This window comes from Streptomyces sp. NBC_00237 (assembly GCF_026342435.1).
Taxonomy (GTDB): domain Bacteria; phylum Actinomycetota; class Actinomycetes; order Streptomycetales; family Streptomycetaceae; genus Streptomyces.
This window is the reverse complement of record NZ_JAPEMT010000004.1, coordinates 241,716-253,525: the sequence shown is the minus strand read 5'-3', so window position 1 is coordinate 253,525 and position 11,810 is coordinate 241,716. Positions and strand designations below refer to the sequence as shown.

At 70.9% G+C, this 11,810-nt stretch carries 7 protein-coding genes; 4 read left to right on the top strand and 3 right to left on the bottom strand.

The features are described from left to right. Position 1 precedes the first annotated feature (1 nt). Together OG897_RS33510 and OG897_RS33505 are read right to left on the bottom strand one after the other, a co-directional pair. On the bottom strand, positions 2 to 1,708 hold the full coding sequence (locus OG897_RS33510; protein ID WP_266662885.1) for an ABC transporter permease subunit: 1,707 nt from the start codon (positions 1,706 to 1,708) through the stop codon (positions 2 to 4). A 269-nt stretch (positions 1,709 to 1,977) separates the two neighbouring features. Continuing rightward, positions 1,978 to 3,474: an ABC transporter substrate-binding protein gene (locus OG897_RS33505; RefSeq protein WP_266662883.1), complete on the bottom strand. Its 1,497-nt coding sequence runs from the start codon at positions 3,472 to 3,474 to the stop codon at positions 1,978 to 1,980. A 287-nt stretch (positions 3,475 to 3,761) separates the two neighbouring features. On the opposite strand from OG897_RS33505, the gene OG897_RS33500 reads away from it, so the two are divergent. Further along, positions 3,762 to 4,775 (top strand): LacI family DNA-binding transcriptional regulator, encoded by a 1,014-nt coding sequence (locus OG897_RS33500; RefSeq protein ID WP_266663716.1) that lies wholly within the window; start codon positions 3,762 to 3,764, stop codon positions 4,773 to 4,775. Between the two features lie 94 nt (positions 4,776 to 4,869). Here the strand turns inward: OG897_RS33500 and OG897_RS33495 are convergent, their stop codons facing one another. After that, on the bottom strand, positions 4,870 to 7,725 hold the full coding sequence (locus OG897_RS33495; RefSeq protein WP_266662881.1) for a glycoside hydrolase family 3 C-terminal domain-containing protein: 2,856 nt from the start codon (positions 7,723 to 7,725) through the stop codon (positions 4,870 to 4,872). Positions 7,726 to 8,068: 343 nt separating this feature from the next. Here OG897_RS33495 and OG897_RS33490 point away from each other — a divergent pair, with 343 nt between their 5' ends. From OG897_RS33490 to OG897_RS33480, 3 genes are read left to right on the top strand one after another with little or no spacing between them, the layout of a single operon-like run. Continuing rightward, positions 8,069 to 9,733, top strand: coding sequence for an extracellular solute-binding protein (locus tag OG897_RS33490; RefSeq protein WP_266662880.1), 1,665 nt, complete (start codon positions 8,069 to 8,071; stop codon positions 9,731 to 9,733). Then, a complete protein-coding gene (locus tag OG897_RS33485) occupies positions 9,733 to 10,800 on the top strand; it encodes a sugar ABC transporter permease (protein ID WP_266662878.1) in 1,068 nt (355 codons plus the stop codon). Before OG897_RS33490 ends, OG897_RS33485 begins: the two co-directional genes overlap by 1 nt. Beyond that, positions 10,797 to 11,723, top strand: coding sequence for a carbohydrate ABC transporter permease (locus OG897_RS33480; RefSeq protein WP_266662876.1), 927 nt, complete (start codon positions 10,797 to 10,799; stop codon positions 11,721 to 11,723). The genes OG897_RS33485 and OG897_RS33480 overlap by 4 nt, the downstream gene beginning before the upstream one ends. Positions 11,724 to 11,810 lie beyond the last annotated feature (87 nt).

Here is an 11,810-nt window from a genome sequence, read left to right as displayed (position 1 = left end):
CTCAACTGGGCACCTCTGCAAGGGGATTGGGCTGGGATGTGCGGGTACGTCGGGTACGGGGTCGCAGCGCCGCCACGGTCACAGCGAGACCCGCGAGGAGGGCGAGCGCGACGGCGGGTGCGAGGGCCGCGACCGGCGCCCGCTCCACGTACAGCCGTGACTCGTCGAGCAGCAGCCCCCACTCGGGCGACGGTGGCTGCGCGCCGAGGCCGAGGAAGCCGAGGGCCGCGAGGGCGAGGGCGACACCGGGCAGCCGCAGGGCCGTGTGGCGGGCGACGGGCCCCGCCACGGTGGGCAGCAGGTGCCGGGTGAGGATCCACCAGGGGCTCGCCCCGATGGCACGCTGAGCCGCCAAGTGGCCTCCGGCGCGGGCCTCTTCGACCAGTGCGGCGGCGTGCGCGGCCAGCGGAGGCCAGGAGATCAGCGCGATCGCCAGGGACGCGCCGAAGACGCTCGGTCCTGTGACGGCGGCGACGAGGACGCCGACGACGACCGGCGGCAGCGCGTTGGCCACGTCGGCGAGGCCCGCGCCGACGCGCGGCAGGAAGCCGAGGGCCAGCGCGAGCACGAGGGAGACGGCGCACACGGCGAGCGCCACCCCGACCGTGCTCGCCGCACCGTGGCCGAGCCGGGCCAGCACGTCGCGGCCGAGCGCGTCCGTGCCGAGCGGGTGCGCGGCGGACGGAGCGGCGAGGCGCAGAGCGGAGGTGACGGTGTACGGGTCGCGCAGCAGACCCGCACCGATGAGCAGGGCGAGCGCGGAGCCGAGGACGACGGGCACCCAGCCGCGCACCCGCCCCGGAAGCGGCGCGGGCAGCGCGAGGGCGCGGCTCCTGAGAGCGGTGCCGAACAGGGCGGACCGCACCAGCGATGCGCAGCCTCCGACGGCCAGCGCGAGCAGCAGCAGGGCCAGCACACAGCCTTGCAGGAGCGGCAGGTCCTGGGACTTGGCCGCACCCAGGGCGGTGCGGCCCAGTCCGGGCACCGCGAAGACGGTCTCGACGGCGACGGCACCAGCGGTGAGTCCGACCACCACCTGGCCGATCTGCGGTACGAGCGCGGGCAGGGCGCGCCGCAGAGCGGCGGCCACCACGCGGGTCCTGCCGACCCCGGCGGCCCGCCACACGTCGGTCCAGCGCTCGCGGAAAACGGCGGGCAACGCGTCGCAGACGAGCCGTCCGAGCAGCCCGCCCGCAGGGATGCCCATGGCGAGTGCGGGCAGCACGAGGTGGGGCGGGCCCTGCCAGCCGGAGACCGGCAGGAGCCCCCACCCCACGCCGAACACGATCAACAGCACGGTGGCGAGAAGGAATTCGGGCAGCGCGGCGAGCATCGCCCCCGCCCCGCCACCGGAGCCCCGCAGAGTGCCGCGCGCGCCGCGGACCAGGGTGGGCGCGCACAGGGCGGCAGCGACGAGCAGCGCCACGGCGAGCGACGCGGCCATCAGGGTCAGCGAGACGCCGAGGCCGGACAGGACGGACGGCAGGACCGCGGTGCCGGAGACCCAGGACAGACCGAGGTCGCCGTGCGCAAGGCCGCTCGCCCAGTCGGTGAGCAGGGCGAGCGGGCCCGCGTCCAGGCCGAGATCGCGGCGGACGGCGGCCAGGGCCTCGGCTGTGGGCTCCTGTTCGGCCGAGCGGGCACGCAGCACGGTGAGCGCCGGATCCCTGCCGGAGAGCCAGGGCAGCAGGCCCACGACAGTAACCACGACGGCGAGCGCGGCGGCGCGGGCGAGCCCTGCCCGCCAGGCGGTGGACGGGGTCTTCCCGGACCGCCCGGCCTTCCGAGGCCGCCATGGCTTCCCGCGAAGCCCGGCCTTCCCGGACCGCCCGGACCACCCGGCCTTCCCGGACCGCCCGGACCACCCGGCCTTCCCGGTAGCCCCGGTCTTCCCTGAAGACCCGGGCCGCCCGGTCCACCGCCGCCTGTGCACCAGGGCGGTGCTCCGCATCACGCGGCACATGTGCTCCACCAGGCTCATGTGACGTACGTACCGAGAGTGATCAGCTCACGCTCACGCGGGTCCTTGGCGGAGCCCACGACGTGGGTGGCGTCGCCCTGAATGACGCGCTCGTGGAGCATCGGGACGGCCGCGTCGGTGTTGAGGACGGCAGTCTCGGCGTGGAGGACCGCGGTCCGCCGGGTCTGTCCTGCCGGGGCCTCCTCGGCGGTGCGCACGGCCTTGTCCACGGCGGTGTCGGCGAGCTGCGGGAGGTTGAAGGAGCCGTCGCTCGCGAAGTCGCTGCGCAGGTAGGCGGTCGGGTCGCCGGAGTCGATGACCGTGGCGCGGGACAGGACGAACGCGTCGAACTTCCCCGCCAGCGCGTCCGCCTCGATGTTGGCGTACTCGCGCACGTCGAGCTTCACCGTGAACCCGGCGTCCTGGAGCTGCTGCTGGAGCGTGGCGGCCACTTCCGGCAGCTCGGCCCGGTCGGTGAAGGTGCCGATGGTGATGGTCTGCTCCGACGGCTTGGCGGGCTTCGCCGCCCCGGTGCGCCCGGCACGTTGCTCGGCCGCCCACGGCAGGGCGGGCCCGAGCAGCCCCTCCGCGACATCGGCGCGCCCTTCGTAGACGCCCTTGACCAGGGCCTTCGCGTCGATGGCCGCGCGGGCGGCGGCCCGCTGCCCCGCATCCTTGAAGACGCCCTTCCCGGTGTTCAGGTACAGGGTGTTGGTGCGCGGCATCGGCACCTCGGTGATCTGGTCCTCCTCCAGGAGGGAAGCCTGGGAGACCGGGATCGCCTCGACGATGTCGGCGTCGCCGCTGCGCAGGGCGGCCGCGCGGGCGGCGCCGTCGGGGACGAAGGTCACGTCGATCCCGGCGGCCCTGGCGCGCCCGCCCCAGTACTGCTCGTTGCGGTCGAGGGTCGCGGACGAGGTGCCGTCGGCCCTCTTCAGGACGAAGGCCCCGGTGCCCGCCCCGATCGGGTCCACCGTCTTGTCCCGGTACGCCTTGGCGGCCAGGATCGACAACTGCGGCGAGGAGACCCGCTGGGGCACGAGCGGATCGGCCTTGCCGGTGGTGACGACGACGGCGCCCCCCTTGGCCTCGGCCTTGAAGGCCACGCCGTCGAGGATGCGCGGCTTGGGGGAAGCGGTGGCGGCCCTGGTGAGGGAGCGTTCGACGGCCTCCGCGGTCAGCGCGGTGCCGTCGTGGAAGGTCACGCCCTTGCGGAGGGTGAAGGTCCAGGTCCGCTCTCCGGTCCGCTGCCACGCGGTCGCGAGCGACGGCTTGGCGTCGCCCTCCTTGTCCAGCGTGGTCAGGGTCTCGGCGGTGGACCAGCGCGACAGCTTGAACGCGTCGTCGGTGAGCGGCGAGAGGCCGGAGCGAGGCGGGTTCATCATCGCCACGCGTATGCGCTTGCCGTCCGGTCCTTCGGCGGTGCCGGACGTACTCGCTGAGAAGCACCCGGTGAGGGTGAGCGCGCAGGCAAGGGCCGGGGCGGCGGGGGACAACAGCTTGGGGAGGCGCACGGGACTTCTTCCGGGAGTGCCGGGCAGGGCCCGGGAGGGGTACGTCCGGCAGACCATAGCAGGATGATAATCGTTTTCATTAACCGGCTCGGAGTTCGCCCCGGCCCGGGTGGGCGGTGTCGACGCGAACTCGGGGTGGCGGTGCGGGCGAGGGCCCGCACTCCCGAAGGGAAGCGCTTCGATGGAATGGCCTGGACAGGCGCCATCAGCTCGGATTACTGTGCGTTCAAACTGGCAATTTAAACGCGAAACGCGCTGTCGAAGCGCTTCATCAGATGGAGCTCCCGTTGGTCACCCTCGCTCAAGTAGCGCAACACGCCGGAGTCTCCGCCAGCACCGTGAGCTACGTCCTCAGCGGCAAGCGGACCATCTCCGAGACGACGAAGCAACGGGTGGAGCGCAGTATCCAGGAGCTCGGCTACCACCCCAACGCCGGGGCCAGGGCGCTGGCGAGCAGCCGGTCCAACATCATCGCGCTGATGATGCCCCTGCGGACGGACATGTATGTGCCCGTGATGATGGAGATCGCCATCGCCGTCGCCACCCACGCGCGGGAGCACGGCTTCGACGTCCTGATGCTCACCGGCGAGGAGGGGCCCGCCGCCGTGCACCGGGTGGTCGGCAGCGGTCTCGCCGACGCCATCATCCTGATGGACGTGGAGCTCGACGACGCCCGGCTCGCCCCGTTGCGGGAGAGCGGCCGGCCCGCGGTGCTCATCGGGTTGCCCGCCCAGACCGCCGGCTTCACCTGCGTCGATCTCGACTTCGCCGGGGCCGGGGCCCTGTGCGCGGAACATCTGGCACAGCTGGGGCACCGTCAGATCGCCGTGATCGGTGAGGCACCGGCGGTGTACGAGCGCAAGACCGGCTTCGCGGAGCGCACCATCGACGGCTTGCGCACGCGTGCGCGCGAGGTCGGGCTGCGGGTGCTGCACCGGCCGAGTGAGGGCTCGTACGCCGCGATGGCCGGGACCCTCGGCCAGATCTTCACCGAACGCCCCGACGTCACGGGCTTCGTCGTCCAGAACGAACAGGCACTGGAACCACTGCTCAGTCTGCTGCGCCAAGACAGACGAGCCGTGCCCGAGGACGTCTCGGTGGTCGCCGTCTGCCCTGAACAGGTGGCTCTCCAGGGGTCGGTGCGGCTGACCTCCGTCACCATTCCGGCGCGCGAGATGGCACGGCACGCCGTCGACCGTCTCGTCGCCAAGATCGACGGGCGGACCGACGACGAGGTGCTCCTGCTGAAGCCCGAGTTGATCGTCCGGGCGAGCAGCGGCCCGGCTCCCGCCGAGGAGTGACCGGCACCGAAGCCTTTCGGTGCCGGACTCCCGTGCGTCGGCCCGGAGCCCGCGTCGCGCGCGCAGGGGGCCGACGCGGACCCCGGGCGGAGGATCAGCCGGAGAAGGCGACGCGTGCCAGCCGTACCGGCCCGCGCAGCGCGATGCGGACCTCGTGCACACCGGCCGGTACGAGGACGGGAGCGCCCACCGTGGCGTAGTCGTAGGGTCCGGCCATACCCGGGGACAGGGCGATCGTCGCCAGCGGCGGACTGTCCCCCAGTGACAGTGCGACCGTGCCCCGGCCCGAGACCTCCACCGTGATTCCGGTGGCCCTCGCCCCGAAGTCGCAGTCACGGAAGACCAGTTCGCCCGCCCGGCCGGACACCGGGGTGACGGAGTCGCCCCAGGTCTTCGTGCGGTCCACGATCTCCGTCCCGCGCTGGTCGTCGAAGTCCACCGCGTCCAGGCCGTCCGCCAGCACCGGCCGGGGGACGGACGGCTCGCCGTCGAGGTCGACGGTCCCCGACAGCCGTACGTCCTCGCTGGACGCCCCGACGAGGATCTCGTAGGCGCCGGGTGCCACCCGGAGGCGCCCCTGTGCCACGTCCCAGAACGCGAAGTCCTTCACCGGCACCTCGAAGGAGATCTCCGCGGCCTCGTCGGGAGCCAAAGTCACCCGCCGGTGTGCGAGCAGTTCCCTGCGGGGACGCGGCACCGACGGGTCCACGGCCCGGGTGTAGAGCTGGGGGACCTCGTCCGCGACGGCCTCTCCGGCGTTGGTGACCGTGAAGGACACGTGCAGCGTCCCGTCCTCGACGCGCGTCGTGAGGCCGTCGTAGGAGAAGGACGCGTACGACAGGCCGTGGCCGAACGGGAAGAGCGGCGTGCCCTGGAAGTAGAGGTACGTCTGGCGGCTGCCGATCACGTCGTAGTCGAGGAGGTCGGGCAGGTCGGAGTCGGCCGCGTACCAGGTCTGCGGGAGGCGGCCTGCGGGGGAGACGTCACCGGCCAGGATCCGCGCCAGGGCCGTGCCGGCCGCCTGACCGCCGTGGGCCGTCCACAGCAGCGCGGGGATGTCCGTGTGCCGGACCGCGTACGGGTAGGCCGAGACCAGCGCCAGCACCGTGTCCGGGTTGGCCGCGCGGGCCGCGCGCAGCAGGCGTTCCTGGTGGTCCGGCAGGGCCAGGGTCGTACGGTCCTCGGTCTCGCGGCCGTTGATGTGCGGATCGTTGCCCGCGACCACCACGACGACGTCCGCATCCGAGGCGGCTCTGCGCACCGCGTCCTCGCCCTTTTCGACGACGACGATCTCGAAGACTTCTCCGCCCTCGTCTCCGTCCTCGTCGGCAACCTTCAGGCCGTCGGCGGCAACAGAAAGGAGGCGACCTGTCCCCAGGTGCCGGAGGAGGTGGGCGTTTCCATGCGGTTCCAGGCGGAACGTCTCCTGGACGACCCAGCCCCCGGGCTGGTCGGCGGAGGCCCGGACGCGGCCGTCCTCGGCCACGGAGAGGTAGCGGCCGTCGGGGGCGCGCAGGGTCAGCACGCCCTCGCCCCAGTCGACGAGGGAGAGTTCGGTGCCCCTCGCGTCGGTGGTGAGCGGCGGCAGGTCGGTGCGGCCGACGAGCAGGGCCGGGTCGACCGCGCCCTCGGCGCCGCGCCGCTCGTCGCCCGCGTCCGCCTCGGGGACGTACAGGAACGAGCCGGTCGAGGTCTTCAGCAGGACCCGGTCCACGCCCTCCGCGAACTGGACGCGGTCGTGGCCGAACCGTTCGGACAGACCGTCCAGCGGCGTGCTGCGGTGCAGGAGGGTGCCGCTGTACCAGTCGAGCTTGCACTCGTCGGCGAGCAGGCCGACCACCGCGAGCCTCCGGCCGGGCGCCAGGGGCAGCAGGCCGTCCTCGTTCTTGAGCAGGACGACCGCCTGCTCGGCCGCCTCCCGGGCGAGGGCCCGGTGGGCCGGGGTGTCGAAGTCCGCGGTGTGTGCGTGCGGGGCCGGTTCCGGGTCGAACTCGCCCAGGCGCAGCCGCACCGAGAGCTGGCGGCGCACCGCGGCGTCGACGTCCGCCTCGGTCAGCAGCCCCTGTTCCAGGGCGCCTCGGATCCGTGCGGCGATCTTCGAGCCGTCGGTGCCGTGGTCGGTGAAGCTGTCGACACCGGCCCGCAGGGCTGCGGCCGTCGCCTCCTCGTGGGTCTCGAAGTAGTGCTCGGAGTCGACCAGGTTGGAGGGCGCGGTCGCGTCCGAGCAGACCAGCAGCTCCTCGTCGGTCCAGGTGCGCAGATGTTCCCGCAGATACGGCGAGACGTGGTTCGGGCGGCCGTTGACCAGGTTGTACGCGGGCATCACACCCGCCACGGCGCCCGCCTCGACCGTTGCGCGGAAGGCGCGCAGATCGTACTCGTGCAGGACGCGCGGGCGCACCGAGGAGGAGCTGACGTCGCGGCCCGTCTCGTTGTTGTGGGCCAGCCAGTGCTTGAGGACGGGGGCGGTGCGCCAGTACGTGGGGTGGTCGCCGCGCAGGCCGCACGTGTACGCGGTGGCGATCACGGAGGTGAGCTTCGGGTCCTCCGAATAACCCTCCTCGTTGCGCCCCCACAGCGGGTGGCGCAGCAGGTTGACGGTGGGAGCCCAGACGTTCAGCCCCACGCGGTCGTCGCGGGCGCTCATCGCCCGGACCTCCTGGGACACCGCCTCGCCGACCCGTCGTACGAGATCCGTGTTCCAGGTCGCGCCCAGGCCCACCGCCTGCGGGAAGACGGTCGCCGGACCCATCCAGGCGACCCCGTGCAATGCCTCCTGACCGGTGCGGAAGGCGGCGAGGCCGAGCCGCTGCACGGCGGGCGTGAACTGGTGCAGGAATCCGACCTTCTCGTCGGGGGTGAGCCGCGACAGCAGGTCGTCGACGCGCTTCGCGACAGGCAGCAGCGGATCGCGGAAGGGCAGTGGTGTGTGCGGCGTGGCTGCGGACACGTGGGATCCCCTTGTGCTGGAGCAATGTTGAAGTGCGAAGCGCTTCGATGCTCGTCAGAGACCAGGGCGAGTGTCAAGGGATCAGTGTCGATGTATCGGGCACGGCAGGGGAGAAGCCCTCTGGTCGCCTCGGAGGAATCTTGGGAACGACTCTTGTGCGCCTTTGGGTGTTCACTTAACCTCGCAGCAACATCGAAGCGCTTCGACTCTGCATGACGGCGCATTGGTTGGATGTCCGCTTCGATCCAGCTCAGCTCAGCTCAGCTCAGCCGGTTCCAGTCACGACACCGCAGCCGACGGCCATGCCGCCGGGTGGTCAGGTGTGCCATGAAGGGTTGACGCAATGACGCCGAATGTCGCCTCCCCCGGACCGAGCCGGAGGAGCATCCTTGCCTCCACGGCGCTCGCCACCGCAGCGGTGGCCGGGGGGATTCCGCTGCTCACCGCCTGCGGCGGCGGTTCGGAGAACAAGAACCGCGAGGGCTCCACATCCGGCAAGGACGCGGGCAGGCTGATCCCGGCCTACGTCCCCAGCACGGTCGCCAGGCCCGACCTCCCGTCGAAGAACGGTTCGGCGGACGGTTACACCGGCAAGGTCGCCCTCGCCGCCCTCGCCGTCTCGGTCCCGGACAAGCTCGGCACCGGCGCCCCTCTCAAGGTCATGTCCCCGCTCTGGGGCACCCCGCCGAAGGGCGACTGCGCGTACTACGAGGCGGTCGACGAGGCGGCGGGCACCAAGGTCGTCTGGCAGAACCAGAACGGCGTGACCTACGCCGACAAGGTGGGAGCCGTCCTCGCCTCCAGCTCCCTGCCCGACGTGATGGTCGTGGCCGACTGGATGCTGGTCGGCAAGATCGCGAACGCGGTCACCTCGAAGTTCCTGGACCTCGGCCCCCACCTGGCGGGCGACAAGGTCAAGAAGTACCCGAACCTGGCCGCCATTCCGTCCGACTCCTGGCGCATGAGCATCTTCGGCGGCGCGCTGCGCGGCGTTCCGATGCCCGCCGCCCCCGCCAGCTTCATCGTGCCGTACTACCGCAAGGACGTCTTCGACGAGAAGGGCTGGTCCGTCCCCACGTCGGGCGACGCGTTCATGACGTGGGCCAAGGAGGCCACCAGCGCCAGGGCCAAGGTGTGGGCCTGCGGCGACATGAGCTGGATCACGGGGTACATGTTCAACCTTCCCACCAAGTGGAACGTCGACGCCGACGGCAAGCTGCGGTACGAGAAGGAGCGCCCCGAGTACCTCGAATCCCTGGAGTGGTGCCGCAAGCTCTTCGCCGCCGGCGTGGTGCACCCCGACGACCGGGCACGCACCGGGGACGTCACCCAGCGCTTCACCGCCGGACAGGTCCTGGTCATGACCAACGACATGTCCACCTGGTACCAGAAGACCGCCGAACAGGCCAAGACCAACCCGGACTTCCGGATCGAGGGCATGGACCTGTTCGCCGCCGGCGGCGGCAACCCGACGCTGTACGCGTCCACGCCCGCCGGTTACTGGTCGCTGATCCGCAAGGACGCACCCAAGGAGGTCGTGGAGAACGCGCTGGCCGCCGCCAACTTCGCCGCCGCGCCCTACGGCACCAAGGAGCGGATGCTCGTCGACTACGGCGCCGAGGGCACCCACTACACGGTCGAGGACGGCGTACCGGTCAAGACGGACAAGGGAAACGCCGAGCTGATCAACGCCTGGCCGATGCTGGCCGCCCCGGCCGCCTTCTACGCCCACCCCGACTTCCCCGACGTCGCCCGCAAGCAGGTCGAGTGGCAGCAGCGGATGGGCGCCTTCACGAAGAAGACGTCCGTCTACGGCATGAACATCGTCGAGCCGAGCCGCTACGCCAACCTGAACAGCCAGTGGGAGCAGCTCCAGATCGACTACGTGCGGGGCAACAAGAAGATGTCCGACGTGCAGGCCGCGATCTCCAGCTGGCGCACCTCCGGCGGTGACAAGCTGCGCGACTGGTACAAGGAGCTCCTCGACAAGAACGGCAGCGGCAACTGATGGCCGTCACAGTCGGCAGCAGGCCGGACGGGACCCGTCCCCCCACGGCCGTGGAGGAGCCGACGGCCGCGATCGCAGCCGCCGGGACGAAGGCGCGGGGGCCGCGCCGGAAGGCCAAGGACCACAAGGCCAAGGGCCGCAAGATCCCGTTCCGGATCCGGCTGCGCCGCGACCGCACGCTCATCCTGATGACGCTGCCCGTCATCGTGCTGCTGGTGGTCTTCAACTACGTACCCCTGCTCGGCAACGTCGTCGCCTTCCAGGAGTACGACCCGTACGCCTCCAGCAACGGCATCACGGCGATCTTCGCGAGCCCCTGGGTCGGCCTGGAACAGTTCTCGAAGATGTTCGAAGACCCGCTGTTCTGGGAGGCCACGGAGAACACCCTCGTTCTGTTCATCCTCCAACTGGTGCTGTTCTTCCCGGTGCCCATCGCCCTCGCGCTGGTCATCAACAGCGTGATCCGGCCCCGGGTGCGGGCCGTGGCGCAGGCGATCATGTACCTGCCGCACTTCTTCTCGTGGGTCCTCGTCATCACCGTCTTCCAGCAGATCTTCGGCGGCGCGGGCATCATCGCCCAGGCATTCCAGGACCTCGGCTGGGGCGGCTTCGACCTGATGACCAACTCGGAGCTGTTCACGTACCTGGTCACCGCGCAGGCCGTGTGGAAGGACGCGGGCTGGGGGATCATCGTCTTCCTCGCCGCACTGTCCGCCGTCAGCACCGACCTGTACGAGGCCGCCGCCATGGACGGCGCGGGGCGCCGGCGCCGCCTGTGGCACGTGACGCTGCCCGCGCTGCGCCCGGTGATAGCGCTGCTCCTCGTCCTGCGCGTGGGAGACGCGCTCAGCGTCGGATTCGAGCAGTACCTGCTCCAGCGGGACGCGGTCGGCGCGGGGGTCAGCGAAGTCCTCGACACCTACGTGTGGAACGTGGGCATCCAGAACGGCGACTTCAGTTACGCCGCCGCGGTCGGTCTGGCCAAGGGAATCATCGGCATCGCGCTCGTCCTGGGCGCGAACAAGTTCGCGCACCTGCTGGGCGAGCAGGGGGTGTACAAGAAATGAGCCTCAACACGCAGCTCGTCCGCAGCCTGAAGGCTCCCCCGCGCCCCGTGTGGGAGGAGCCGCCCAGCAAGACCGGCATCACCGCCAAGAGCGGATTCCTGCTGCTGTGCTGTCTGGGAGTGATCGGTCCGCTGTGGATCGTGATCATCACTAGTCTCTCCCCCCGGTCCGTGATCGACCAGGCCGGTGGCCTCGTGGTGATCCCCCGGGCCGTCACCTTCGTCAACTACACCGAACTGCTCGGCGGCGGACAGGTCAGCCGGGCGATTCTGGTGTCCGTCGGCGTCACGCTCTTCGGCACCCTGTTCTCGATGGCGGTGTCGGTCCTCGGGGCGTACGGGCTGTCGCGGCCGGGGAGTCTGGGGCACCGGGTCTTCCTGATGATCATGCTGGCGACCATGTTCTTCGGTGCCGGGCTCATCCCGACGTACCTGCTGGTGCAGTCCCTGGGGCTCACCGACAGCTATCTGTCGCTGATCCTGCCCAGCGCGGTCAGCATCTTCAACATCCTCGTCCTGCGCGCCTTCTTCATGGGGATCTCCCCCGAACTCACCGAGGCCGCCCGCATCGACGGGGCCAGCGACCTGCGCATCCTGCTGACCATCATCCTGCCGCTGTCCCGTGCGGTGGTGGCCGTCATCTCCCTCTTCTACGCGGTCGGTTACTGGAGTGCCTGGTTCAACGCCTCCATCTACCTCAACGACCAGGAGATGATGCCGCTGCAGAACGTGCTCATCCAACTGGTCCAGAAGGCCACCGAGGCGCCGACCGGCCTCCAGCAGGCCGTCCGCACCGGTGAACTCTCCGGCCTGGGCCTCCAGATGGCCGTCATGGTCCTCGCGCTGATCCCCGTCGCGGTCGCCTCGCCCTTCGTCCAGCGGCACTTCAAGAAGGGGATGCTCACCGGAGCCATCAAAGGCTGAGGCCCTGACTTCTTCCGGTGGCGCGGAGCCGATCGATCGCGTCGCCGGAGAGGACCGCGCCCTCATCGGCATGAGGGCGCGGCAGCA

Excerpts from the sequence above, each read along its gene's own strand:
- OG897_RS33490 (WP_266662880.1), top strand. The coding sequence starts at position 8,069 with ATGACGCCGAATGTCGCCTCCCCCGGACCGAGCCGGAGGAGCATCCTT.
- OG897_RS33485 (WP_266662878.1), top strand. The coding sequence starts at position 9,733 with ATGGCCGTCACAGTCGGCAGCAGGCCGGACGGGACCCGTCCCCCCACG.
- OG897_RS33480 (WP_266662876.1), top strand. The coding sequence starts at position 10,797 with ATGAGCCTCAACACGCAGCTCGTCCGCAGCCTGAAGGCTCCCCCGCGC.